We start from the raw sequence: 26,483 nt of genomic DNA on the forward strand, positions 1-26,483 counted from the left end.
CCGGACGATCGATCAGGTCGAAAAGACGGACGTCATTGTCCTGCCCTTGCTGTGCGGGGATTTCCCAAAGGCAGTCTCCGAAAATGCCGGCTACCGGGATTGGGTGATACGCCAGTACCACGGCGGCGCCGAGATTGTCTGTCTCTGTGTCGGCTCTTTTTTCCTGGCCTCGACAGGATTGCTCAGGGACCGAAAATGCGCCGTGCATTGGGCGGCAAAAAATGAGTTCGGCGCGATGTTCCCGGAGGTGCAGATCATCGACGACATGATCATCACGGATCAACGGGGCATTTATACTTGCGGCGGCGGCTATTCCTACCTCAACCTGCTGCTATATATTCTCGAAAAGCATTTGGGCCGGGAGATATCCATCCTGGCTTCCAAAATGTTTGAGATCGACATCGAACGAAAGAGTCAGAACCCGTTTGTCATTTTCATGGGTCAGAAACGGCACGGTGACGAGCAGGTGTTAAAGGCCCAGGAGTTGATCGAAAAGGACCCAACCGGGATGTACTCAGTGGATGAGCTCTGCGAAAGGCTGGCCGTCGGGCGAAGAAATTTTGAACGAAGGTTTAAAAAATGCACCGGCAACTCCATCGTGGAGTATATCCAAAGAGTAAAAGTCGAATTTGCAAAGAAACACCTCGAAACCGGTCGCAAAACCGTAAACGAGATTGTTTACGAAACCGGCTATAACGACCTCGATGCTTTTAGAAAGGTGTTTAAGAAGTTCACCGATCTGTCACCCCTTGAATATCGTCGGAAATACGCCGCGATCTGAGGTTCCGCCGCCGCGCTGGCAATCTGGCAAATTTTGAATATATTGGCTAATCATTTATCAAACCCAATCATAATCAGAAATGAAGCCCAAAACTATCACCCTGCTTTACTGGATATTTACGATCCTTTTCGCAGCCCTCATGATCTTCTCTGCCTCCGGTGGACTCAAACCCAGCGCCGACGCCATCAAAATCATGCATGACGGCCTTGGCTATCCCGTGTATTTCATTCCCTTTATCAGCGTTGCCAAACTACTCGGCAGCATCACCATCCTGATCCCAGGTCTCAACCGGCTAAAAGAGTGGGCCTATGCAGGCTTATTCTTCGATCTCGCCGCCGCCGTATATTCCGGCATCGCCTCGGGCGGCAAGTTCGACCCGATGATGCTGTTCATGCTCATCTGGATCATCCCCGGCATCTTGTCCTATTACTTCTGGCGTCTCAAAACACGGTAAACTTAAACCAGGTGGTGTAGGCGATGGCAAGGATCACAAGAAGCAATATCCAGCTGCGCCTTTTTGCGCTGCTGGGTAGATTCTTATTCGTCTGCGCTTCATAGAAGCCCCGGATCAGAAATCCTATCACCAGGATACCGCAGGTGCCGGAGACAATGGGATTCTGGGCGGCATAAAAGCCGACGAGTACGGCTATGCCAACAACGGCGGTCACCCATCTGAACCGTACAAAGAAGGGGTCTCTCACGTTCGTCTGGACGGGTGCGAAAACCTCCAGGCGCCGCTGCAGCTCTTCATAGTCTTCGATAAAATAAGGGATGTGAATGACATCCGTTTTCTCGCGGCCTCGGATCCGGAAATTGCCTTTTCTCATCCTGACGATATCCTTTACCTCCATGAAGCTGATGGTCAACGGCGGGGTCTGAAACTGTTCCCGCGTGATCTCGCTATCAGTGAGGGTGATGGAATAGCTGAGCATCGCCTCCTTCTGTTTTTTAAGAGCTCGGAAAAAGTTAAAGCCGGAATAAAGCACCACGACGGTGACGATAAGCAGGAATGTCCTGGGATCGCTATTCAAAGAAAAACGGGTGTTGATCAGGATGAAGAGGGTGATCGCCCCCGCGATCAGCGGGATCAATTTGATAAGCCACTTCCTTCTGAACTTCTTGTAGGATTCGGGGGTAATTTTGAATTGTTGCATAAGATCACCCCGTGGTGTTTAAATCCCGCGGGGTGACAAGATAAAAAATTTCCCCCTTATTCAAAACCGGTCGACATCGATCACCGCCTTTGCAAACGCCTCCGGCGCCTCCTGGGGCACATTGTGGCCGATACCGTTGAGGACACGATGTTCGTATTTCCCCGTGAAGCGATGCGCGTAGGCTTTTCCGTCTGCATTGGCGCCGTCGAAGTCGCTGCCGATCGTAATGGTCGGAACACCGATGGAAGGACCGGAACTCAGCTTTTCTTCCAGCGCGTCATAGTGCGCCTCCCCGGGAGCCAGGCTCAGCCGCCAGCGGTAGTTATGGATGACGATGTCCACATGATCGGGGTTGTTGAAGGCCTCGGCGCTCCGGTCGAAGGTCGCGTCATCGAATTTCCATTTTGGCGAGGCGATGCTCCAGATAAGCTTGTTAAAGTCATGCCGGTTCTGGTCATAACCCGCCAGTCCGCGTTCCGTCGCAAAATAGTATTGATACCACCACCCCAATTCGGCCTTCGGCGGCAACGGCTGCTTGTTCGCGATAAGATTGACGATGAGATAGCCGCTGACCGAGACAATCGCCTTACAGCGTTCAGGCCAGAGGATCGCCATGATATCCGCTCCCCGGGCGCCCCAGTCAAAGCCGCCGATGATGGCTTTGGGAATGGAAAGTGCATCCATCAGTGCGATAGTGTCGGCGGCAAAGGCCGACTGCTGACCATTTCGGACGGCATTGGCCGATAGGAAGCGGGTCGTGCCATAGCCACGCAGATAAGGAACGATAACCCGGTAGCCCTTCGCCGTGAGCAACGGGACGACATCGGCATAACTGTGAATGTCGTAAGGCCAGCCGTGCAGCAGGATGACCACGGGACCACCCGCCGGACCCGCATCGACATAGCCGACATTCAGCGGACCCGCATCAATCTGTTTGATCGGCCCGAGCGGCGTAACAGGACCCGGCTTCAGCGAAGCACCGCCCGCACCAAAGGCATCAACGGCCCCGTTGGGCAGATGCAGCTGCGTAGAGGCGAGACCGAGGGCCGCGGTGCCGAGAAACTGGCGCCGGCTTTGATTGGTTTTCATTGCAAATGTTTTATGTATGGAAAATTGTATAAGGAATCCGGAGGGTAGCCGCAAAGAACCAACGCGTACCCGCAAAGAACCGGAGCGTACCCACAAAGATCCGGAGCGTACCCACAAAGATCACGAAGGGTAGTCTGCAGAGATCGTAGTCGATTTCCATTTCTCCAGCTCGGCGGTCATCTCGGCCAGCTTTTTTGCCGCGCGGTTATAGGCATCGGCGCCAAGGAAGAGATGCACCGGCGGGTTGGGGTGCTCCGCCATTCGGATGAAGATCTCCGCAGCCCTTTCGGGATCGCCCGCCTGTCTGCCGCTCATCGCCAGGTATCGCTCCTGGGTCTTCTTTACGGCCTCATAGCCGTTGATCTTCGTTTCCGTATAGGCCAGCGATCCTTCGGTGAGAAATCCGGTACGGAAGCCCGCCGGTTCGACAACGGTCACCCGGATGCCGAACTCCGCAACATCCAGCGCCAACACCTCGGAGAAGGCAGCCAGCCCCGCCTTGGTGGCCGAATAGGTAGCCCAGCCCGGTGCGCCGGCAAAACCCGCCACCGACCCGATATTGAGAATAGTTCCGGCACGTTGTTCCCGCATAATGGGCACGACTCTTTTGGTCATGGCGATGGCCGCCAGCAGATTGATATCGATGATGTCGCGGATCTTCTGATCGCTGGTTTCCTCCACCGTTCCCGCCATGCCGTAGCCCGCGTTGTTCACGAGCACGTCTATCCGCCCAAAGGCGGTTATCGTCTGCCGGATGGTATCATCGATGCAATCCGGATTGGTCACATCCATGGCCAACGGTAGAAAACGCGTAGGGTCGATAAGCCCGACGGCGTTCTTCAGCGTCTGGGCATTGCGGGAAGTGGCGGCCACCCGATAACCGCTGTCCAGCAGCTTTCTTACGAGACTCAGCCCCAATCCCTGGGAGGCCCCGGTGATGAACCATACTTTTGAAGGGTCCATGGTAGTTAGTTTTTTAAATTGGTAATTACGGCGCCGGTCTCCTGGATCAGGGACTGCATCAGCTGTCCCGCCTTTCGATACCGGAGCACCGGGGCGATCTGGCCGCCCCAAAACAGCATCAGCTCCCATTTCTGTCGGGCGATGGCAGCCTTTCTGAGGCTTGACATCAAAGTGGTCTGCAAAGGGAAGGGAAGATTGGCCGGATGCCCGCCGGCCTGGTCCTTGCCGATACGGCTGGTGAGACCGCGGCCGAGCCTGCCGGTGAAGGCGCGGGTCAGCATCGTGTATTTGGCGGCATCGGAGAAGAGCATCTCCCGGTGGACCGGCAGGGCATTCGATTCATCACAGGCCAGAAATGCGGTCCCGATCTGTACGGCATCGGCGCCAAGCGTTAAAGCCGCGGCGATACCCCGGCCGGTGGCGATACCCCCCGCGGCGATGACCGGGGTCTTTACCTTTTCCCGGATCAGCTGCAACAACACGAATGTCCCCGTAGTGGAGGATTCGGCCGACGCCAGAAAAGAAGGGCGATGACCGCCCGCTTCGAAGCCCGAGGCGATGATCAGGTCCACCCCGGTTGCTTCCAATGCGATGGCTTCATCCAGCGTGGTGGCGGCACCCACTGTGAGGATTCCCTTACTGCGGCATTCTTCGAGGATCGCCACGGGCAGGGTGCCAAACATAAAGCTGAACACCCTCGGTTTGATATCCAGCACGACCTGCAGCTGATTGGCGAATCGCGTGGCAAAAGGGGCCGGTTTTTCAGGAAAGGGAATATCCAGTTCATCGAAATAGCCGCCAAAGGCCTCCCGGGCTCGCTGATATTGCTCCGCCGTTGCGACGCCACCGGGAGCGTCGGTGTCCGAAACCCAAAGATTAAGATTATAGGGTTTGCCCGTCGCAGCCCGGATCTCGCGGTCTATCGCGTAGATGTCCTGAGGGCTCATCGTGTACGCGCCATACCCGCCCAGGCCGCCGGCGTTGGAAACCGTCGCCACCAGCTCCACGGAAGAAAGCCCGCCCCCAAAAGGGCCCTGAAGGATCGGATAGTCGATGTTTAATAACTGTGTTGCTTTTGTCTTGTTCCACATAGCCGGAATTTTATTGGGTAACGTCACTGAGCATCTTATTCACGATCAGCCATTTTCCATCGATCCGGTGAAAGGACAGAAACTCATGATAGTTGAAATCATACATTTTCACCTTCAGCTCCGCCACGGCGATAGAGTTCACAACCCGGATGTCCAGGATCTCACCTTTAAAAGGCTTGCCCGAATCCTTGACACTCTGCCGGTTCTTCACGCCGTCGAGGTATTGCTCAAGCGTTTTTGCGTAAGGCTTCCCCGCGGCATCTCCAAAAAGCAGGGTACCGGGATGATAGATGGGCCGGAGGATGTTTATGTCGCCTTCATAGATTCCCTTGAAATAAGCGTTCTCCAGTATTTGGGAGATGGCTAACGAATCCCGTTGCTGCGTTTCCATTTTTGATTGGCTTTGGGCCTTGCCGTTCCAGCTCCAGCAGAACAGCAAGGCAGTGATAAATAGAGTCCTTACGTATGGCATATGCGTCGGTTTTATGCGAAGGTAGAACTTAAAAAACGGGTCCCCAATCGGGGACCCGCCGGACAGAAGTGACTCAGTTGTTCACCTCGCCATAGATGCGTTTGCTCAGGGCGACATGCTCGTTGAAGGCGAACAGCGCGATGGTCGCCAGATGACGGGTCTCGGTTTCCGCAGGCGAACTTTTGTCGGCGGCGCTCGAGAGATAATCCTTGGCGAGATCACGCAGAAACTCGTGGTTGGTCAGCTGGGCATGCATATAGAGCTTGTCAAACTCCTTGCCCGTCGCGGCTTTTAATTTTTCGAGCAACTGCGTTCCCTCGGCGCTGATCTCGCGTGTAGGGGTACCCGCATCCTTTAATACGGTTACCACCGCAATGGCTTCTTCCAATTCAAAGCCTGCAAATTCTTTAGCATTAGGTTGAGTGGTTTTGTCGACAGCCAATTGGCTGGCCAGGATAGAGAGCTGTGCACGCGGCATAACCCCTTCGCGGAATTTTTCTTCGTTCATTGTTTTGAGTTGTAGGTTAACAATATTTCCTGCAAAACTACAAGGGAAGAGAACTCCGGGCAATGTCGGGACACCCGTAGATGATAGCTGCTTTATCGATCACTCACTCCGCAACGCCCTGACCGCATTGGACGCGGCAGCCTTCAGCGCCTGGAAGCTGATCGTGACGATCGTAATGACCAGCGCCATTCCACCCGCCAGCAGGAAGACCCCGGCGCCGATATTGATCCGGTAATCATATTTCATCAGCCAGTCGTGCAGGAAATACCAGGCAAGGGGCGACGCGATAAGACAGCTCACCAGCACCAGCAGGATAAAGTCCCGCGAAAGCAGTGCCCATACCTGCGGGATCGATGCCCCCAGCACCTTGCGGATACCGATCTCCTTGGTGCGCTGCTCCGCCACATAAGCGGCCAGACCAAACAACCCAAGACAGGAAATGAAGATGGCCAGTCCGGCGAAGATGCCCGCCAGCTTCCCGACAAGCACTTCCAACTGGAATTTTTCGGCATACTTGGCGTCGGAAAAAACATAGCTGTAGGGATAGGACGGGTTGTATTTTGCGAACAGCTTATTCAGCTGCGCAATGGCGTCCACCGTACTGATGGACGGACTCAGCCGGTACATCATGAAATTACCGGAATTCTTTGGCGTGTAGAAGAACTGGGTCGGGTCGGCGGCGGAGTATGGAGTAACCATCAACGCATTTTTTGCCACCGCAATGATCTTCCGGGTGGTATCCCAGACTACCGTCTGACCGACCGGCTGCTTGATCCGCATCTGCTGAATGGCGGCTTCGTTATAGATAACGCTCAGCGAATCCGCGGGATTGAAATCACGGCCATCGGCGAGACTCATCCCCACCGTCTTGAAGTAATCTTCCCCGACGAGGATCGTACCCATTTCAATCGTTTCCCCGGCCCGCTTCCCGGGCCATTGCTCAACATTGGAGTGCCACCACACATCGGTAGCCGGGCTGGAGGCCTTTGTCACCGCCGAGACGATACCTTTTTCCAACATTTCATGCTTTAACGCAGTATAATTTTGATCGAGCTCGGAGTTCATCGAGGTCATCATCAGCCGGGAGAGATCGTAGCCGGAAGGCCGGTTGCGGGCATGCTCAAGTTGCTGGTAGATGATGATAGTACTGATGATCAGGGCGATGCTGCAGGTAAACTGGGCCACCACCAGGGCCTTTCGGGAGAGAGAGCCCGATTTACCGGTGGTGATGCCGCCCTTTAACACCTTTACAGGCTGGAAGGACGAAAGATAGAAGGCCGGGCGGCTACCCGCGATGAGGGCGACCAGGCCGATGCAGCCCAATAGGATCAACCAAAAGACAGAATTGCCAAAGGGAATGCGGATATGGCTTTGCGTTAATGTATTGAAGGCGGGAAGAACGGCCTGCGCCAGCAACAGGGCCAGCAGGAAGGAACAGACCGTCAAGAACAGGGACTCCATCAGAAACTGGAAGATCAGATCGCTGCGCAGCGAGCCGACGGCCTTCCTGACCCCAACCTCCCGCGCGCGTTTTTCCGATCGCGCCGTGGTCAGGTTGATGAAGTTGATACAGGCAATAAGCAACACCAACACCCCGATGAACGTGAACATATGGACATAGTCGAGAAAGCCGCCCAGCTCTTTTCCGTTGACATAATTGCCATAGAGATGCCAGTTGGCTATCGGCTGAAGAACGACTTCGGAAAGCATCGCGTTGTTATTGTTTGTCTCCGTGTGCTCGATGGTCTTCAGTTTCGGGATCAACTGCGCATAGGATACTCCGGGCTTCAACTTTACAAAGATGTTGAAACCGTTGTTTCCATAGGAATTGGCAGCACCCTGGCTGGCGTAGTGGTTCTCTGTGGCCGTATAGGCAAAGGGAAGGATATAGTCGAAACGCAGAGTGGTATTGTAGGGGAGGTCCTTCAGGATCCCAGTGACCTTGAGATCGTGTTTGTTGTCGATTCGGACCATTTTCCCCATCGGCTCGTCCCTGCCGAAAAGTGCCTTGGCCGTGGACTCGGTAAGCACGATGGAATAGGTCTCGCTCAGCGCGGTAGCCGCATTGCCCGCTACCATAGGGTAGGAGAACATCTTTAAAAAATCACTGCCGATGTTGATCCCCGTCTGATACAACCGCCTGTCCTTGTTCAGTAATACATGCTGATCGATCCCGACAACCTCGGCGACATACTCGATTTCGGGGACCTGGGCCCGAAGGGTATTGGCAAGCTTAAGCGACGTGCTGGCGAAGTTGAGGATCTTGCCGTTGCTGTTGAAGTTTCTTCTCACCTGGTACAGCCGCTGATAATCCGGGATGAATTTCTCGTAGGAATACTGATCATAAACCCAGAGTCCGATGAGGAGGGCTACGGCCATGCCAATGGCCAGGCCCGAAATATTCAACGCGCTGTATCCCTTTGTCTTTAGCAGATTGCGCCAGGCGGTGAGGACATAGTTCTTGAGCATCCCGGATGTTTTTCCTGTTTTCTTTCAAAGGCGGTGCCCTTTTTGTAATCGGTTGAGAATCAAAAAACAGGACGCAGCCCGAAAGGCTCTGATGTTCGATTTCGATACAAGGACTGTGTCCGGAGCGAACAAAAGCCGGATAAAAGCAGCGCAGGGTTCGGACAAAAGTTTGAAATTTGCAAAAATGGGCGTCTATGGCTTTCTCCACACAGACCTTCGATCAATTCCACCGCGCAAATGCTTGCAGCTCCGCATTGCCCACCTCGGCGCAACACTTTAACGTGATGAATATTGAAGATCGGTTGCGCAGCGGCGAGGTATATCCCGCCTATGTACGCCGGGATTTCTACAAGATCATGTTGTTTCGCGGGTCAGGGGTCTTTCATTTCGGCGACGAGAGCATTCCCGTCAGCGGAGACACCCTGCTTTTCTTCAACCCCCGGGTTCCTTATGCATATGGTTCAGTGCCGCAAAATATCAAAGGCTATTTCTGTGTTTTCAAAGAAGCGTTTTTTACCGGCAATCTGCGGTTGCATCTCGAAGAGATCCCACTGTTTCTCCCCGGGGTGAAGCCGGTATTCGCCCTCGACAGGGCCCAGATGGAAGAGGTGTCGGCATTGTTCCAAAAGATGCAGGAGAGCCTGAATTCAGACTACGTCTATAAGTACGAACTCATCCGCGCCTATGTTATCGAGCTCATCTATTATGCCATGAGACTGGCTCCCCTGGTCTACCGGCCCGCCGAGATGAGCGCCTCGGCACGCATCACAGCCGTTTTTCTCGAATTGCTGGACCGGCAATTCCCGGTGGAGCTCTCCGGCGACCGGCTGCTGCTACGCACCCCAAAGGATTTTGCTCTGCGACTGTCGATACACATCAACTATCTGAACCGCGCCGTAAAGAAGGAAACGGGCAAGACGACCACGGAGCATATCTTCGACCGGCTGGCCGCCGAGGCAAGGGCGATGCTCCGCCACAGCGATATGAACATCGCGGAAATTGCCTATAGCCTGGGGTTCCAGGATCAGGCGCACTTCAATAATTTCTTTCGCAATCGGGTCCATGCCAGCCCTTCCGCATTTCGTCAATCCGGCGACATCCCCGCCACCGCCGGAAAGGTTTGATTTTTACAAATATTGGTTTGTATCGCACAAGGCCGGGGAGGATACCGACGGTACCTTTGAGGTATGAACACAAAGCAAGAACCCATCGGCTCGGGTTTTGGAGCCGCCTCCACCGCCGCGGAGGTTATCCGGGGCATCGATCTTTCAGGAAAGACGGCCATCGTCACGGGTGGCTACGCCGGCATCGGCCTGGAAACCGTCCGGGTTCTATCGGCTGCGGGTGCAACGGTGCTCGTGCCCGCGCGGGACAAGACAAAAGCCGCCGCCGCGGTACAGGATATCGCCGGCGTGCAGTTGATGGAGCTCGATCTGCTCGACCCCGTTTCGATCGACGATTTTGCAGCCGCCTTTCTCGCCACCCGCCGCCCGCTGCATCTTCTGATCAACAATGCCGGCATCATGGCCAATCCCCTGACGCGTGATGCCCGGGGTTATGAATCCCAATTTGCCACCAACCACCTTGGGCATTTTCAGTTGACTCTCCGGCTTTGGCCGGCGCTGATCCGCGCGGATGGCGCGCGCGTGGTCGCTGTCTCTTCCTGGGGACATCGGTTTTCACCGGTGGATCTGGACGACCCCAATTTCTTACAAAGACCATACGATCCCTGGCTGGCCTATGGTCAATCCAAGACCGCCAATATCCTGTTCGCCGCGCAGCTGGATCAGATCGGTCAGCAGGAAGGCATCCGCGCATTCTCCCTGCATCCCGGAAGCATCGTGAGCACCGATCTGGCCCGCTATATTTCCGTGGAGGATCTTCGCAAAGCCGGAGTGTATGATCAGGAGGGAAAGCCGGTCATCGATCCGGCGCGGGGCTTAAAGACCATTCAACAGGGCGCCGCCACCACCGTTTGGTGCGCCACAAGTCCGCAGCTGGCGGAGATGGGCGGCGTCTATTGCGAGAACAGCGATATCGCCCCGCTGATCCCCGCCGAACGGGAAGCCGAAATGCACACGGTTTCCAGGCATATCGGTTCCCGGCCACTTGGGGTTTTCCAATATGCTGTGGACAGGAACATCGCCCACCGGCTTTGGAAATTGAGTGAAGAGCTTACCGGCGTGAAAGAAATAGTCTGACGCAAATACCCCTGTAGGATGACGGGTATCCCTTCCGGGTATTTAAGCTTTTTCGTGTATGTTTGTTGGATACTAATCTTATGCAAACATCCAACAAAAAAGCCGCCATCGGCTTCATCTTCGTCACGCTCCTTATCGATTGTATGGGCTGGGGTTTGATCATCCCCGTGATGGGCGAACTCATCTCCCAGTTGAAAGGGATCCCCGCCAATGAAGCGAGTACGTATGGGTCCTATCTGCTGACCGCATTTGCCGCCACACAATTTGTCTTCTCACCGATTATCGGTAACCTCAGTGATAGGTATGGCCGGAGACCCGTTCTTTTGTCTTCGCTCCTGGGATTTGGAATAGATTATATCATCCTTGCCGTGGCCCCGGCCTACGGCTGGCTCTTCATCGGGCGGGTGATCGCCGGTATCACGGGCGCAAGCTTCACCACAGCCAGCGCCTATATTGCCGACGTGAGTACAGATGCCACCAGCAGGGCGAAGAACTTTGGGCTCATCGGAGCAGCCTTTGGCCTTGGTTTTGTCCTGGGACCCGCGCTGGGTTGGCTTCTTTCGACCTGGGGAGTGCGGGCGCCTTTCTGGGGCGCCGCCGTGCTTTGTTTGCTCAACTGCCTGTTTGGCTATTTCGTCCTCCCCGAGTCGTTGGGCAAGGAGAATCGCCGGGCTTTTGATTGGAAACGCGCCAACCCTTTCGGCTCCATGAAATTCCTGTTCCGCCATCCTAATATCGGCGGGCTCGCATTTAGCTTCTTTCTTATCTACCTCGCCGTGCAGGCCGTACAGGGCAACTGGAACTTCTTTACCATGTATCGCTTCGGCTGGACTCCCAAGCTGATCGGTATCTCACTGGCCGTCGTCGGCGTGTTGGTCGGCGGCGTGCAGGCTGGACTGACCCGCGTCGTCAACCCAAAGATCGGTAACGAGAAAAGCATCTACCTGGGCCTATCGTTTTATACCCTGGGGCTGATACTGTTTGCCCTGGCGACGCAAAGCTGGATGATGTTTGTCTTCCTCATACCCTACTGCCTCGGCGGTATCGCAAGCCCGGCCCTGCAGTCCGTCATCTCGGGACATGTCGCGCCAAATGAACAGGGAGCCTTGCAAGGGGCACTGACCAGTTTAATGAGCCTGACGACCATCATCGGTCCGTTGATCATGAGCGAGACCTTCGCCTATTTCTCCGGCAAAAAGGCGCCCTTCTATTTTCCGGGAATGCATTTTCTGCTCGGCGCACTTTTCATGCTGCTCGCAGTACTCGTCGCAGGCCCTGTCTTAAGCAAGGACAGACGGGAACACCCGGAGCTCATCCACGGCGGAGCCGGCGACGCGCCGGTGCATTGAAAGGCAGGCCGCAAAATGTACCACTTCGCGAAGATTCTCTAGTGGCGCCCCATATCTTTTAAGTTGCGGATCTTCCCATCCATCGTGATGTATTGCCCTTCCCGAAGCTGCAGACTCTCGCCGCTGCCGGCGTCGATGGCGCCATTGGGATGGATGGTGGAATGATTGATGAGGGTGACATCCCGCTTGACGCGCTTTCGCTTGCCGCGGTCTACCTCGACAAGCTTGCCATGCACCATCATAATATACGTGCGGGGCGGCCGGGGAGGGTTGGAAGAAGAATGGGCAAGAAGCGCCCGGGAGAAACAAAAACTCACTACAAAAAGGGTCAGCTTTTTCATATCTGGTGTTTAGGGTTGGGGACCGATCGACCCAAAACGTCACCGCGGTAAGAATTGGTATACAAGGAGATAGATTTGTCCTCTCGCGGCGTTTTGCCCAAAATCCAGATGCGCTCATTTGTTAAAAAAACGTTAACATAAACCTATAACCTTTTTCGTACGTTATTTATTATATCTTTAATCCATGAACAAAAAGAAGCCTTCAGTCGACTCAAACGATCCCGCCGAACCCACCCGGGCACAGCTGGAGATCCTGCAGGTATTGTGGAAGAATGGCCCGTCGACCGTTCGTTTTGTCAATGACCAGCTCAATCTGCAAAAAGACTCCCTTAGCTATACCTCGACCCTGAAGCTGATGCAGATCATGCATGAGAAAGGAATGGTCCACCGCGACGAAAGCAGCATGACACATATCTATAGCGCCGCGCTGGAAGAACAAAGGACAAGAGGAGTGGTGCTGAAAAAATTCGTGGACACGATGTACGAAGGCAGCGTAAAAAGCCTGATGCTCGAATTGCTGGGCAACGAAAAAACCTCCAACAAAGACTGGGATACCATTAAACATCTGCTAACCAAACTCGACGACGAGAAATGAATATGATCCCCGATACCATTTTGCGCGCCCTTTGCTGGGCCCTCCTCCACTCCTTGTGGCAGGGGCTGATCCTCGCGGTGGTAGCCGGGACGATCATGGTGCTGACAAAAAAAGCAAGCTCCGCACTTCGCTATAATCTGCTCTGCTGCGGAATGATCCTTTTCCTGGCGGCAAACGGTTATACTTTTTACCTCGAACTGCATGCCGCGGATCCCAACGGAGTAAGCCCGGTGCTAAAACATCTGACGGCCGGGGAACCAGGTGTGGGTGCTGCCGTGCAGGATGCCGCGAGCAACCCGGTGGTAAATGTCGCGCGCCAAACCACCGACACGTTTCGCAAGGTGATCAATTCCATCGTACAATATTTTAATACCCACGCCGGACTGGTAGTGGTGATCTGGTTTATTATTTTCCTGGCCCGGTTTGTCAATCTGCTGTCGGGGTTGGTTTACACACAGCGCATCCGTCATTATCAGACGACACCCGCATCCGGCGACTGGCAACAGCGGTTGAATGAACTGTTGGGCAAGCTAAAGATCAATCGCCCGGTGCTTTTGCTCGAGTCGGCGCTGATAAAAGTTCCGGTCGTGGTGGGATTCCTGAAACCGGCGGTACTGGTGCCGATTGGGATACTCACCCATCTTCCGGCCGACCAGGTGGAATCCATCCTGCTTCATGAGCTGGCGCATATCCGGCGCAAGGACTATCTGTTCAACCTGGTGCAGCACGTCGTCGACACGCTGTTCTTTTTCAACCCCGCCCTGGTCTGGATATCCTCGCTCATCCGTGCCGAACGCGAGAATTGCTGTGACGATATCACCATCCGGGAAACCCGCAGCCGGCGGCAATTGATCCAGGCGCTGGTCTCCTTTCATGAGTACCGCCAAAGGGAAGGCCAGTTTGCCATAAGCTTTGCGGGGACAAAAGAGAATCCGGTGGTAAAACGCGTAAAGCGCATCGTATACAAGACCAACCATTCACTCAACGCCGGCGAAAGAGTGATACTGATGAGTGTGCTGCTCGTCCTTTGCGCCGCATTTGTTACGATCAAAAGCAGCAACGCGGCGACACCCGAAACGAAAAGGATCGCTGCCCCCACGATCGCCCCGGCGGTTGCCCCTGCAGTTACGGATACAACGATCAAAGGGGTGAAAAGCACTCCCGCCCATCCCCCAAAACCCGCGGAACAAAAACATCCCAAAGAAGAACAGGCATCCGGCGAGCAGGCGGATAGTGATAAGGTAAGCTTTCTCGGTTACCACAATCTCTCCCTGGATAAGCTGATCGAGATGAAGGAGCATGGAGTTAACGCCGGGTTTATCCTCAGTTTCAGGAAAATGGGCTACGGCGAGATCTCCCCGGATCAGGCCATCAGGCTGGTGGACCACGGCGTAACCGTAGAGTTTATAAAGAGTCTGATCGCCATGGGCTATGAGCAGCCCTCCCTGGACTTCGCGGTCCAACTGATAGATCATGGGGTATCCACAGGATTCATCGCCCGGCTCAAAGACCTCGGATTCTCAAAGATCAGCCTCGAAAAAGCAGAACAACTGATTGACCATGGGGTCACCGGTGATTATATCGCCGCATGTAAAAAGAAATTCGGAAAGCTCTTCGAGCTGAATGATTATATCAAACTGCGGGATGCCGGTATCAACCCCGCGGAATAGACGTCGAACCCAACTACACAGACTGAATTCTTATTGATTCGCTTCGCAACAGCATGCGGCGGCCAAAAGGCCACCCCTACAAACTATTGTCTACTATTTAAAATTTATGTTATGAGAAGAACTCTCTTTTCGATGATGACTATTGCCCTGCTTTCAATGACAAGCGCGGTCGCCCAAACACACCGGTCATCCGATGACGATGATTCGTGGTCTGACAATTTCCACGACAACCCCGGAATATGGGGCGCCGTAATTTATGAGGACAAGGCACATGTCCAGTTTGGCGGAATGCATTGGAACAGTAGCAGCACTTTCCAGTTGAGCGAACTGGGCACCCTGCCCACCGGCAAAGAAGGGGCCTTCGTCGTCAAACGCGATCCCGGCACGGTGACATTTAACGGGATATTTACCAACAACAAGGGACACGGTACCTATGTCTTTGAAGAGAACCCCGAATTCAGGAGTTACCTGCAGCAAGCCGGTTTCAAGGACGTGACGGAAGAGCTGATGATCCACCTCTTCTTTACAAATATCAACAAGGAGTATCTCGGCTATATGAAGGACAACGGCTACACCGGTGTGACCATGGACCAGCTGAAGGACCTGGCCTATCAGAACATCAACAAGAACGTAATGAGCGGCTACCTGGATCTTTTTAAGAAAGAGGACTATGGCAAGGTATCGGTTGACAGGATTGTCGAATTGCGTGAACACGGCGTGACCCCACATTTTATCAACAGCTTTCATGAGATGGGCTTCAAGAGTTTTTCCCTCGAAAAAGCGCTGGAATTGCGGGACCATGGCGTCACCCCGGATTATATTACCGAAATGAAAAAGGCCGGCGCCAATAATATCACCCTGGACGAGGCCGTCGAGCTACGCGATCATGGCGTCACCGTGGAATACATCCGGGGTCTGAAGGAGATGGGCTATGGCGACGTCTCCCCGAGACGGGCTACCGAAGGGCTGGATCATGGCGTGACCATCGACTTCATCCGGGAATTCCAGCGGCTCGGGTATAAGGATATTTCGCTCGACCGGGCTATCCAACTCGTGGATCATGGCGTCAACGCCTCCTTTGTAAACGAATTCAAAACCATCGGCTTCACAGATATCACCCTGAATAAGGCAGTCATGCTCCGCGATCATGGCGTAACAGCGGATTATATAAAGGGCCTGCGCGAGAAGGGCCTGAAGAATTTAACACTCGATGAATATGTCCGGTTGAAGGATTCGGGGATGTAGCCCATTTTGTAAGGGATGCAGCCCATTTTGTAAGGGGATGCAGCCTATCGTATAAGAATCGTCGTCCCCCGCAGGAAATGACCCCTTCCCAGCAGGTCGCTATATCGAAGATCCCAGATATAAACGCCCGAAGGCTGCGCATTGCCCCTGTAATTTCCATCCCAACCCTGCGAAGGATCGGTGCTCGTAAATACTTCCAGCCCGTTTCGGTTGAAGACATGCAACACAAACCGGTTGGGCGGGTAAAAGAAACGGGCATGCAACACATCATTATGTCCATCGCCATTGGGAGTAAACCCATTGGGGACATAGCCGTTGAGGTCGCACTTCCCGAAGCGAACGGTCTTTTCAGCCATCGCCGTACCACAGTCGTTTGAAATGGTGACCGAAAAAGAGCCTGTCTGCGACACAAACGAATAGGGTAGAGTGGACCCATCCGCCCACCGGTAGCTGAAAGAAGGGTCCTTGGCGACGGCGAGGACAAGCGTATCGCCGGTACACGCTACCGTGTCCGCCCCACCCAACGCGGTTGCACTGGGCAACGGCAGCCAGTTTACCGGAAAGGCATCGGATACAAGACAAATGCTGTCGTTCTCTATCTGGCAACGATAGTCGGCCCACTTGGAGCCATGAGGCAGCGTGATCGTCTGGCCGGTTTGGCCGTTAAGCGTAGTGTCGTTTCGATACCATTGAAATTGGGAGTTGTTGTAGAAGCTCGCGGGTTGCACCTGCAGAACGATGGCCGGCGAGCAGGAGTCGCCAGACACAAGGCTGACGACAGGCGGGGGAGCCGTCGACTCGAAAAACTGCAATCCCGTAAGAAAATAAGAGAATTGATTGGCGATGATCGTGTTGCCGGCATAGTCATACTCCTTCTCCTGCTGCGAGGTCCGGAAGGCCGAATCACAGCTGGGGCCTAATGCAATGGAACCGATATCCTGCGAAGCACGGAAAGTGATGCTCACCTTAGTCCAAAGCCCCGTGTCACTCGCCACCCTCACCGTACCCAACGGGATCCAGCGGGCAACAGTCGGGCAGCCGATAATCGGGATCGACGTGGCAATACCGGAGCAATCCGGGAGCCCAAACAAACCAAAGACTTCAGGTGAGGCGGAATATTCGGGAACAAGGATCTGGTTATGCACGGGGTAGGGTCGATGACGGGTCAACCCGCCAAAGCCCGCATAAAACTCAAGCCGGTAAAGCGAATCTTTTTGCAGGGGTGACGTCAGACAGGTGCTTACATAAGACTTATGTCCGTAGTAAACATGAATCGCGCCGCCAAAACCAAAATCACTGACCGCCGCCACCCCTTGTCCGTTGGGAACAGGCTGGGGAACGGCCGGCAGGAAGCAGATATTCGGCTCCGTGAACGAACGATTGTAAAAAGTTGTATCAGGAATGACATAACCGGTACACCCATTGAGAAATCCCGTCAGCATCTCATTCGTCGGCGTGTACCACGTAAAGGACGGCGTAAAACTCGAAAGACAGGGCGTGGATGCGTTGGAAAAGTTTGGATCGCTGATGATGTTGAGCGGATGAAATGCCGTGCGATTACAGGTGTCCTGGCCATTGGCACACATGAAAAATAGGCATAGCAATAGTATCGGGATCGTCTTTCCCATAAGCAGCAGTCACCTCGGGTCCCTATAAAGATATGATCAATTCCTGTAATGTAAGCCGCTCTCCTAAAAATGAGTAGCCGTTATTTCGGTTATCCTCCGGGTTATTTCCCCGATGCTGCCGATGCCGTCAATATCGGCGACCGATAATCTTGTCTTCATATGATCTATCGCCGGAACTGTTTGGTTCTCAAAGATGCGCACTCGCTTCAAATGGGTTTCCGGGTTTTTGTCATCCTGCCGGTCGGAGTCGGCCGCCCGCCGCAGTGCCCGGTGTAGCAGCTCTTCCCTCGGAACTTCGATATTGACGACCACTGCAATCTCCAGGTTTTTTTCCTCCACCAGGTGAAGCAGATCGTTCACCTGCGGCGTTGTCCGCGGATAGCCGTCGAGCAGGATGCCCTTGCGCCCCTTGTTCTCATCAAGGATCTTCCCAAAAAGGGTTTTCATGATAGAGTCCGGCACAAGATCGCCTTGCTCTTCATAACGGGATAGGATCAGGCCAATCTCCGTTCGGTTGGCCTTTTCCTGCCGGCACCGGTCCCCCGTCGACACATGGGCCAGCTGCAATTCCTTGCCGATAATTTCACATTGAGTGCCTTTCCCGGAATAGGGCGGCCCGGTGACGATTAAGATTTTCATAGGCCGCAAAGATACAGCGAACAGTGAGTGTCCGAAAACGAACTAATAGATTAGTAGACATTTTCCTAATCGGTTGATTAACATTTCCCTGAAGCTCTGGCACCGGTTTTGGTCCGGGTTTGGCATGCTGACAAACTATTTCACCCTCGCCTTGCGCAACCTTCGCAAGAATAAAGCACATTCCTTTATCAATATCGCGGGATTATCGATAGGGATGGCAGTAGCCATGCTCATCGGACTCTGGATAGTCGACGAGATAAACTTTGACAAGGTCAACCCAAACTACGACCGCATCGCCGCAGTGATGGAAAAGCTGACGATCAACGGTCGCGTAAATACCGGTGGCGTTGTTCCGCTGCCGTTGGAGACGGAGATGCGTAAAAGCTATAGCGGGGATTTCGCCTGTATCGTGATGACGGACTTTCCCGATAAACACATTCTGAAGATGGGTGAAAAAAGCGTAAGCTTCGTCGGGAATTTTGTCAGCTCCGAAGCCCCCGATATGCTTTCACTGCGGATGTTGAAAGGCGCCAGGGGCGCACTCGTCGGACCCGGCTCGATGCTCATCTCCTCTTCGGTGGCAAAAGCCGTTTTTGGCAAAGACGACCCGATGGACAAGGTGATCACCCTCGATAACAAAGCCGATTTCAAGGTGGCGGGGGTGTATGAAGACCTTCCCGTCAACAGCAGCTTCCACGAGGTAGCATTTATGGCGCCTTGGGACTTTTTCGTCGCCAACGCCAACTGGCTCGGCAGAAGCCCCACGGACTGGAGCGACAATTCCCTGTTTATGTATGTTCAGGCAAAGGATCCCGCCGATATCCCCCGCCTTTCCGCAAGTATAAAAAACATCGTCCGCGACCATGCCGCACCGGGAATAACCAAACTGAAACCCCAGCTCTTCCTCCAGCCCATGAGCAAATGGCATTTGTATTCGGAGTTCAAAAATGGGATCAACACGGGCGGACGGATACAATACGTATGGCTGTTCGGCATCATCGGCGGATTTGTCCTGCTGCTCGCCTGTATCAATTTCATGAACCTGAGCACCGCCCGCAGCGAGAAACGCGCAAAAGAAGTTGGAATCCGCAAAGCCATCGGCTCCCTGCGGGGACAGTTGATTGCCCAGTTCTTTGGTGAATCGATTTTCATGGCGTTGATTGCCTTTGCATTTTCCCTGCTGCTCGTATGGGTGAGTCTTCCGTTCTTCAATGAGTTGGCTGGTAAGGAGATGGTTCTGCCGGTTGGTAACGCGTTCTTTTGGCTGCTGACCCTGGCCTTTGTAGGGTTTACCGGCATCCTCTCAGGCAGTTATCCTGCGCTGTATCTTTCTTCGTTCAAGCCGGTGAAAGTATTAAAAGGCCGGTTCAAGGCCGGCAGGTCCGCGGCACGCCCGCGGGAGGTATTGGTCGTGCTGCAATTCGCCGTGTCGGTGATCCTCATCATCGGTACCATCGTCGTCTTCCGCCAGATCCAATTCGCCAAAAACCGGCCCGTGGGGTATAGCCGGGATGGCCTGTTGTATCTCGAAACCGCCACCACCGATCTGCATGACCATTTTGCCGCGTTTCGCAACGACCTGCTCAAGTCGGGCCTGATCACCGAGGTTGCCGAATCAAGCAGTCCGGCTACCGCCGTGTGGAACAACCGGGGCGATGTGAGCTGGCCGGGCAAGGACCCGTCGATGTCGGCCGACTTCGGAAACATCGGCGTAACAAATGGTTTTGGTCGCACCGTCGGCTGGCAGTTTACGGCCGGGCGCGATTTCTCGGCCAACTTTCACACGGATTCCGCCGGCCTGGTTCTAAATGAGGCGGCAGTGAGATACATGGGGTTGAAAAATCCGGTCGGCCAGATGATCAAGGTGGGACGCTTCAATCTGGCCGTCATCGGCGTGGTAAAGGACATGGTGATGGGCTCACCCTACGAACCGGTGAAGCAAACGATCTTCCGCCTGGGCAGTGGGCCCTTTGATTACATCAATGTCCGGATCAACCCTGCAGTAAGCGCGCATGATGCGCTGCGGACGCTGGAAGCCACCTGCAAGACCTATGCTCCGGCGATTCCTTTTTCCTGCAAATTCGTGAATGAGGAGTACGCCAGGAAGTTCACCAATGAACAGCGGGTAGGAAGTCTTGCGGGTGTTTTTGCCGGGCTGGCCGTATTCATAAGCTGCCTTGGACTGTTTGGAATGGCCTCCTTCATGGCCGAACAACGCGTGCGGGAGATCGGCGTGCGCAAGATAATGGGGGCGTCGACGACCGATTTATGGGTTCTGTTAAGCAGGGACTTTATGCTGCTCGTCGGCATCTCCCTGTTCATCGCGATACCGCTGGGTCGCTATTTTATGACCAACTGGCTGATGCACTATCAATACCGGAGTACGATGCCCTGGTGGATCTTTGCCGCGGCAGGCGCCGGGGCACTCCTGATCACGTTGCTGACGGTCAGCTATCAGGGCATCAGGGCAGCCCAAATGAATCCCGTAAAGGCGCTGCGCAGTGAATAAAAAAACCGCCCCCTTCAGGGAGCGGCCAAAATTTAAAAAAGAGAGCGGGCTTATTTACGGAAATCGTTGATCCCGTAATAGTAAACTTCATCACTGCCCGGATAGGTACCTTCGAGCTGGAAATTGCTTCCCTGTTTGCTGAGGGCATCCTTGAGTTCAGCCACACTATGAACCGGGATACCGCCAACTTTCGTGATGACGAATCCAGGCCGCATATTGGTCTGATTGCTGATGACTCCGTTGTGGATATTGTTGACGGCGACACCGCCGGGGATACCCATCTTCGTGGCGTCTTCCTTGCTCACATCGGAGAAGTCGGCGCCGAGGGATTCGACGGCAGCGGTCTTCGTGCTCGCAAAACTGCCCATCTTACCTTTTAAGGTCGCTTCCGTTTCGTGTTGCGAACCCTCACGGAGATAGGCGATCTTCACCTTGTCGCCGGGTTTCTGCCGGGCGACGAGTTCGGCCAGCTGCGCGTCGGTGGTTATGGGACGATCGTTGATGCTGACGATAACATCACCCTTCTTGAGTCCGGCCTCACCGGCGGCCCCCTGCGGGTCTACTTCGAGAACATGGATACCGTCTACATCGTCATTGATCCCCAATTCTTTTTTCTTTGCATCATCCAATCCTTCGGGCGCCATACTGATACCAAGATAGCCTCTTTGTACGGAACCGTATTTCATGAGATCGCCAATGACTTTCTTCATTAAGTTGGAAGGGATGCTATAGGCATAGCCGGCAAAAGAGCCGGTAGGGGAGGCGATAGCCGAGTTGATGGCGACAAGCTCCCCGTTGGTGTTGACAAGGGCGCCGCCGCTGCTGCCGGGGTTAACGGCTGCATCGGTTTGGATAAACGACTCGACAGGTGCGCTGGCCCGGGTATTGATGCCGATATTCCGCGACTTGGCGCTGACGATCCCCTGAGTCACCGTGACGTCGAGGTTCAGCGGATAGCCGATGGCCAGTACCCATTGCCCGAGCTTGACCTCATCGGAGTTGCCGATGTTCATAACGGGAAGATCCTTGCCGTCGATCTTTATCAACGCCAGATCGGTATTGGGATCGGTGCCGATTACCTTCGCGGTATAATTCCGGCGATTGTTAAGGGTCACCGTGATGTTGGTAGCGCCGTTGACGACGTGGTTATTGGTCACGATATACCCGTCATTGCTGATGATGACGCCCGAGCCCGAAGCTTTCTGATCCGGCTGTGGCATCATCCTGCCTTCGCCTTCCCCAAAGAACCGGCGGAAAAGATCCCCGCCCATGCCGCCAAACGGGTCCTGGTCATTGCCTTCGCCGGGCCTGCCGGCCACGTCCTTGAATTTCATCGTCACCTTGATATGTACGACGGAGGGTACTGCGGCAGAGGCCGCTTTCTCAAAATCTATCGGCTGAGCCGCGGTTCCGGGGACATATGCAGTTTTGACAACAGGCGCCGTTGGTTCGTCCAATACGCTATTGGTAACGCCCCGCTTCCCATTGGCAAATAATACACAACTTCCGATGACCGCAGCTGCACCGAGAAGGATTGCCTTGCTTTTCATTTTCATGATGTCTTTGCTTTTAGATGTGTTTAATGATATACTAACGGCTTCGTAGATGAATCGTTTGGACCTTGTTGTTAAACATATTCTAAAGCAAACGGTAGCATGTCATGCGACACGCCGCCGTCGTTAAAAGATTGCAAATTGACAATGAATTAGTAGGGCCAGAGGTCGAACACTCGTTGCAGGACACGCTTCTGGCTATTGGTGCCGGTGAGGACTAAAAATACCTCGTGTAGAAGGTCGTCGAAGTAAGCTGATGCGTGGCGATCTTGGCCGGATCATTGACATAGTTGAAATAACCCGCATACGAGAAGTTCGGGACCTGCTGAAACGTAAAGTTTGCAAACTTCATACCGCTGACCAGGGCGCCGGAAAAAAACTTTCCTTTTAACCCCGTCAGCATGCTCAATGGATGAAGGCTGGTCGAATCCGGCGGCCAGTATAGCACCAGCGAAGATTTAAAGTCACTGGTGTTCCAACCGGAATAGCAAATCGCGTTCGCGGTGGAGGTGTTGAATTTGATGGAGAGATTATCAATCTGATTGTTCAGCACCGTGAATTGCGCCGGATCGGGGAATGTCCACCTGGTGGGAACGCTCTTCCCATAGCTGTAAAATCCAAGTTGATCATTAGTGCTGGTAGCGCCGTTAAAATACAACTCATAGGCCTGCATGGGCTGACGGGGATATTGCAGGTCCACATTCGCAAGGGTATGCTCGTAAATGGCGTCCATAAAGTTCACATCCAGTAATCGGTTGGTGGTGTCGGTTATCCCGAGAAAAGTCGTGCCGAAGTAGGACATCTGAAAAGGGATATTGCGCGGATAGGTGACCGAAAGGAGCGTGTCCATATGTGCGCCGTCCAGGGTGTCTTTGTTCCTGGTTGGAATATAGAGTTTGTACAACCCCAGCTGGGGTATCGAAAAGTAGTTGTAGGCGCCGGGATATCGCTGATAACCGAGGTCGAGGGTATTTTCCGACGGGCTGAAATTCGCTCCTGTTTTGGAATCCACAGACCCGTTGTTAAAGAAAAAAGTCTGGAAGATATCGGTCCCAACAGCTCCAACCGCGGGGAAATGAGTGATGAAGAGGCTGCTGGCAGTAGTGTTCGGCAGGGAAGAACGAAATCCAGTCACATAGGACGAAGGCAATGCATTGATCCAGGTCGAGGGATTGATGCTCTTGTATACGGTGAGATCATGTCGCCCATCGACGGTGTCGACAAGCGTGAGGTCCACAACGCCGGCACTGGTGGATAGGGCCGCCTTCACCGTGGCGGCATAACTGACGATGGTGTCGAGCAACACCTTCCCGCCGGGCTCGCTGATGATCATTTCATAGGATACGTTTCCGGAATACGCTTTTGGATTGGCGAGATTGATGTTCATCGTGCCGGAAGTGGCAGTACCGCCCGGCGTAACGGGCTTTGGCAGCGAAGAATCTTTATGACAGGCGGCAAGCAGTACAATCGGCAAAAGGACGGACAGGCCGGTGCGGACATTCATGATGGGCGGTTTAGGGAAGCGCCAATTTAGGGAGAAATCCGCTATAAAACAACCGCGCGCCGTGTCACCGGCTCAGGGTACGGGCTTCTTCCGAAATACCCTGATCTCGACCCGCATATTCTGATCCGCCTCTCCACGGGTGGTAGGATGGGCGTTGCGGGGATTGGTATTCCCCTTCCCCTTGTAGAGAAGCCGGTCGGGATCGAATCCCTTTTCGATCAGATGGTCATAGATGAATTTGGCCCTTTTTACCGATAGGATATACAACGGGTCGTTGGTTGGCAACGGGGCACCGGGGGAATTACAATATCCGTCGATCTCCAGGAAGCGCTCTCTAAACGTGAGGAGATAGCTGGTGTATTTCGGCAGAGACATTTGCGCGGCGTCCGTCAGGACGGTCGTATTGGCGTAAAAACGGATATCCTCCAGTTCGAAGACGGTGTCCGGCTCGGCGGCCGGTGGGTTGGAATCTGCCGCAACGAGGGCCGGGAGCGGCGTGGGCGGCGACGGGCGATGCCAGTAAACGATGGTAACCCGCCGGCTCCCGCTGTCGTCACCCGGCAGCGGCTCGGTTTCGCCATGGGCCTCGATCCGGGTGATCAGCGAAGAATCGGGGCCCAGCCATTGCCGGAAAAGCGTCATCGCGGCAAACGCGCGACGCCGGGAAAGCTGTTGATTGTATGCTGGATTGCCGACGGTATCGGTATGGCCGGTGATGCTGATGGAGTCGATATCCCCATTGCTGCTGATCTCCCCCTTCGTCCGCAGCCGGTCGCTCACAAACAGCCGGAAGGCCGCGGTGTCCGCCGGCCGGATCCCGCTTCGATCAAAGGGAAAATGAAGAATAAAGGTATCGGTCTTCGCCTGCTGGGCGCTGCCCGCCAGCCCGGCAAGAAATAGGAAAAAAAGCGCTATACATCGGACCGCTGTATGCATGATACAAGGTAAGATAATTTTATAGATTGCCCCAGATGCCGTACTCTTGTATCGACCAAACGGCTATCGCACATGAGAACCCTTTCCCTTCTTCTTTGCTGCTGTCTGTGGTTGAGCGGCTTTTCGCAGGATACAACTGCAAAGAATACCATCCCCGTCGTAGAAACGACCATCTCGGGTATCCACCAGGCGCTGCGAAAAAAGACCTGCACCTGCGAAGGCCTGGTCAGCGAATACCTGCGCCGGATCGCGGCCTATGACAAGCCCACCGGTCTGAATGCGATCATCCTGACAAATCCCGATGCCCTGTCCATCGCCCGCAGCCTGGATGTGGAATATGCCCGGACCGATCAGCTGCGTCCCCTGCACTGTATCCCCCTCATCGTAAAAGATAACTACAACACAAAAGGATTGCAAACGACCGCGGGTTCGCTCGCGCTGAAAGGCTATGCCCCGGCCACCGATGCGACACTCGTACGCCGGCTGAAGGATGCAGGCGCCATCGTCCTGGCAAAATCCAATATGGCAGAGTGGGCCTTTAGCCCGATGGTCACCATCAGCAGCATCGCCGGCGAGACCCATAATCCCTATAACCTGGACTATGTTCCGGCCGGTTCCAGCGGTGGAACGGCAGCGGCAGTTGCCGCCAATCTCGGCGAAGCCGGCGTAGGCACCGACACGGGGAATTCCATCCGCGGACCTTCCTCACACAATTCACTGGTGGGGTTTCGCTGTACCATCGGATTGCTGAGCCGCGACGGGATCTTCCCGCTATATCTGCGCAATGATATGGGCGGACCCATGGCCCGGACCGTCGAGGATGCGACCCGCCTGCTCGAGGTGATGGTGGGCTATGATCCCGCCGATCCCATCACCCGCTACAGCAGCGGCAGGATCCCGGTCAACTATACCCAATACCTCGACAAGCGCGGCCTTCGGGGCACCCGTATCGGGGTCTTCCGCACCCTTAGCGACCGCAATCCCGACCCCCAGGTCAAAGCACTTTTCGAAAAAGCGATCAGCGACCTCCGCCGCGCCGGCGCTATCATCGTCGACAATGTCACCGTCAACAACTTCGACTCACTCGCCGACAACCAATGGTGCGAAGTCTTCCACCAGGATATCGACCGCTACCTTTCCAACCTCGACCCCGCGCCGCCCGTGACCAACCTGCGCGAGATCGTCGCCTCGGGAAAATACTCGGCCTATATCAAGGACGATCTCCGCGAAGAACTGGAAAAAGGCGTAACCACGGATACCCTCACCCACCAGTGCGATGACGCCTATACCGATCCCCGGCGGATCGCCTTCCGCGACTCGATGGTAGCCGCAATGGATCGCTACAAGGTTTCCGCCATCATCTATCCTACCTGGAACAATCCCCCGGCCCGCATCGGCGACTTCAAAGGCTATAAAGGCGATAACAGCCAGATCATCGCCCCGCATACCGGCCAGCCCGCTTTCACGATCCCCATGGGCTTCACCTACGATCACCTGCCCGCAGGCCTGCAATTCCTCGGCCGCCCCTTCGACGAACCAACCCTCATCCGCATCACCTACGGCTACGAACAAGCGACAATGCACCGCCGCCCCCCGGAAAAATTCCCCGAGCTGGCAAGCAAATAACCGGGCAAAGGTCTCTGGAAGTTTTTGAATACGTGATCGAACCAGATGCTGAATTGCAGCTCCCATACACCATGGTCGAAATAAAGGAAGGTCAAATCTCCAACTCACGATTCTTCACCGCAGTAGTTTCATCGGCTGAGTTTAGAGTCAGGACGATTAA

At 54.4% G+C, this 26,483-nt stretch carries 23 protein-coding genes; 10 read left to right on the forward strand and 13 right to left on the reverse strand.

The window, feature by feature from the left end:
* Positions 1-781, forward strand: a 781-nt coding sequence (locus VGM48_RS04650; protein WP_331576555.1) for a GlxA family transcriptional regulator, incomplete at its 5' end; no start/stop codon positions are given.
* A 79-nt stretch (positions 782-860) separates the two neighbouring features.
* Entirely contained in the window at positions 861-1,235 is a 375-nt protein-coding gene (locus tag VGM48_RS04655) for a DoxX family protein (protein WP_331576556.1), read from the forward strand.
* On the opposite strand, the gene VGM48_RS04660 is transcribed toward VGM48_RS04655, so the two are convergent.
* From VGM48_RS04660 to VGM48_RS04690, 7 genes are all read right to left on the reverse strand, one after another.
* Positions 1,222-1,935: a hypothetical protein gene (locus VGM48_RS04660; protein WP_331576557.1), complete on the reverse strand. Its 714-nt coding sequence runs from the start codon at positions 1,933-1,935 to the stop codon at positions 1,222-1,224. The genes VGM48_RS04655 and VGM48_RS04660 overlap by 14 nt on opposite strands.
* Before the next feature lie 60 nt (positions 1,936-1,995).
* The gene (locus VGM48_RS04665) at positions 1,996-3,024 is read right to left on the reverse strand and encodes an alpha/beta hydrolase (RefSeq protein ID WP_331576558.1); all 1,029 of its coding nucleotides are present in this window, start codon (positions 3,022-3,024) and stop codon (positions 1,996-1,998) included.
* Positions 3,025-3,144: 120 nt separating this feature from the next.
* Positions 3,145-3,987: an SDR family NAD(P)-dependent oxidoreductase gene (locus tag VGM48_RS04670; RefSeq protein ID WP_331576559.1), complete on the reverse strand. Its 843-nt coding sequence runs from the start codon at positions 3,985-3,987 to the stop codon at positions 3,145-3,147.
* Between the two features lie 5 nt (positions 3,988-3,992).
* Entirely contained in the window at positions 3,993-5,078 is a 1,086-nt protein-coding gene (locus VGM48_RS04675) for a nitronate monooxygenase (RefSeq protein ID WP_331576560.1), read from the reverse strand.
* Positions 5,079-5,088: 10 nt separating this feature from the next.
* On the reverse strand, positions 5,089-5,550 hold the full coding sequence (locus tag VGM48_RS04680) for a nuclear transport factor 2 family protein (RefSeq protein WP_331576561.1): 462 nt from the start codon (positions 5,548-5,550) through the stop codon (positions 5,089-5,091).
* 73 nt (positions 5,551-5,623) lie between these two features.
* Positions 5,624-6,058, reverse strand: a complete 435-nt coding sequence (locus VGM48_RS04685) for a DUF4142 domain-containing protein (RefSeq protein WP_331576562.1) — start codon at positions 6,056-6,058, stop codon at positions 5,624-5,626.
* A 99-nt stretch (positions 6,059-6,157) separates the two neighbouring features.
* Positions 6,158-8,527, reverse strand: a complete 2,370-nt coding sequence (locus VGM48_RS04690; protein WP_331576563.1) for an ABC transporter permease — start codon at positions 8,525-8,527, stop codon at positions 6,158-6,160.
* 194 nt (positions 8,528-8,721) lie between these two features.
* Between VGM48_RS04690 and VGM48_RS04695 the strand changes: the two genes are divergently transcribed.
* The 3 genes from VGM48_RS04695 to VGM48_RS04705 all read left to right on the forward strand — a co-directional run bounded on the left by VGM48_RS04695 (position 8,722) and on the right by VGM48_RS04705 (position 12,077).
* Entirely contained in the window at positions 8,722-9,651 is a 930-nt protein-coding gene (locus VGM48_RS04695) for an AraC family transcriptional regulator (RefSeq protein ID WP_331576564.1), read from the forward strand.
* A 63-nt stretch (positions 9,652-9,714) separates the two neighbouring features.
* Positions 9,715-10,728, forward strand: coding sequence for an oxidoreductase (locus VGM48_RS04700; protein ID WP_331576565.1), 1,014 nt, complete (start codon positions 9,715-9,717; stop codon positions 10,726-10,728).
* An 80-nt stretch (positions 10,729-10,808) separates the two neighbouring features.
* Positions 10,809-12,077 (forward strand): TCR/Tet family MFS transporter, encoded by a 1,269-nt coding sequence (locus VGM48_RS04705; RefSeq protein WP_331576566.1) that lies wholly within the window; start codon positions 10,809-10,811, stop codon positions 12,075-12,077.
* A 38-nt stretch (positions 12,078-12,115) separates the two neighbouring features.
* Here VGM48_RS04705 and VGM48_RS04710 read toward each other — a convergent pair whose 3' ends face one another.
* A complete protein-coding gene (locus VGM48_RS04710) occupies positions 12,116-12,418 on the reverse strand; it encodes a DUF6799 domain-containing protein (protein ID WP_331576567.1) in 303 nt (100 codons plus the stop codon).
* A gap of 184 nt (positions 12,419-12,602) precedes the next feature.
* Between VGM48_RS04710 and VGM48_RS04715 the strand changes: the two genes are divergently transcribed.
* The 3 genes from VGM48_RS04715 to VGM48_RS04725 all read left to right on the forward strand — a co-directional run bounded on the left by VGM48_RS04715 (position 12,603) and on the right by VGM48_RS04725 (position 15,928).
* Positions 12,603-13,013 (forward strand): BlaI/MecI/CopY family transcriptional regulator, encoded by a 411-nt coding sequence (locus VGM48_RS04715; RefSeq protein WP_331576568.1) that lies wholly within the window; start codon positions 12,603-12,605, stop codon positions 13,011-13,013.
* Positions 13,010-14,683, forward strand: coding sequence for a M56 family metallopeptidase (locus VGM48_RS04720; RefSeq protein ID WP_331576569.1), 1,674 nt, complete (start codon positions 13,010-13,012; stop codon positions 14,681-14,683). Before VGM48_RS04715 ends, VGM48_RS04720 begins: the two co-directional genes overlap by 4 nt.
* 111 nt (positions 14,684-14,794) lie before the next feature.
* Positions 14,795-15,928: a hypothetical protein gene (locus VGM48_RS04725; RefSeq protein WP_331576570.1), complete on the forward strand. Its 1,134-nt coding sequence runs from the start codon at positions 14,795-14,797 to the stop codon at positions 15,926-15,928.
* Positions 15,929-15,972: 44 nt separating this feature from the next.
* On the opposite strand, the gene VGM48_RS04730 is transcribed toward VGM48_RS04725, so the two are convergent.
* Together VGM48_RS04730 and VGM48_RS04735 are read right to left on the reverse strand one after the other, a co-directional pair.
* Positions 15,973-17,556, reverse strand: a complete 1,584-nt coding sequence (locus VGM48_RS04730) for a gliding motility-associated C-terminal domain-containing protein (protein ID WP_331576571.1) — start codon at positions 17,554-17,556, stop codon at positions 15,973-15,975.
* A 63-nt stretch (positions 17,557-17,619) separates the two neighbouring features.
* The gene (locus tag VGM48_RS04735; RefSeq protein WP_331576572.1) at positions 17,620-18,195 is read right to left on the reverse strand and encodes an adenylate kinase family protein; all 576 of its coding nucleotides are present in this window, start codon (positions 18,193-18,195) and stop codon (positions 17,620-17,622) included.
* 124 nt (positions 18,196-18,319) lie between these two features.
* On the opposite strand from VGM48_RS04735, the gene VGM48_RS04740 reads away from it, so the two are divergent.
* Positions 18,320-20,704 carry an ABC transporter permease gene (locus VGM48_RS04740; RefSeq protein WP_331576573.1) on the forward strand — a complete coding sequence of 795 codons (2,385 nt, stop codon included), beginning with the start codon at positions 18,320-18,322 and terminating at the stop codon, positions 20,702-20,704.
* A 50-nt stretch (positions 20,705-20,754) separates the two neighbouring features.
* Here the strand turns inward: VGM48_RS04740 and VGM48_RS04745 are convergent, their stop codons facing one another.
* From VGM48_RS04745 to VGM48_RS04755, 3 genes are all read right to left on the reverse strand, one after another.
* On the reverse strand, positions 20,755-22,260 hold the full coding sequence (locus tag VGM48_RS04745) for a trypsin-like peptidase domain-containing protein (RefSeq protein WP_331576574.1): 1,506 nt from the start codon (positions 22,258-22,260) through the stop codon (positions 20,755-20,757).
* A gap of 214 nt (positions 22,261-22,474) precedes the next feature.
* The gene (locus VGM48_RS04750) at positions 22,475-23,761 is read right to left on the reverse strand and encodes a hypothetical protein (protein ID WP_331576575.1); all 1,287 of its coding nucleotides are present in this window, start codon (positions 23,759-23,761) and stop codon (positions 22,475-22,477) included.
* Between the two features lie 72 nt (positions 23,762-23,833).
* Positions 23,834-24,697, reverse strand: coding sequence for an OmpA family protein (locus tag VGM48_RS04755; protein WP_331576576.1), 864 nt, complete (start codon positions 24,695-24,697; stop codon positions 23,834-23,836).
* 72 nt (positions 24,698-24,769) lie between these two features.
* On the opposite strand from VGM48_RS04755, the gene VGM48_RS04760 reads away from it, so the two are divergent.
* Positions 24,770-26,323 (forward strand): amidase, encoded by a 1,554-nt coding sequence (locus tag VGM48_RS04760; RefSeq protein ID WP_331576577.1) that lies wholly within the window; start codon positions 24,770-24,772, stop codon positions 26,321-26,323.
* Positions 26,324-26,483 lie beyond the last annotated feature (160 nt).

Source organism: Puia sp. (assembly GCF_036500295.1).
GTDB lineage: Bacteria > Bacteroidota > Bacteroidia > Chitinophagales > Chitinophagaceae > Puia.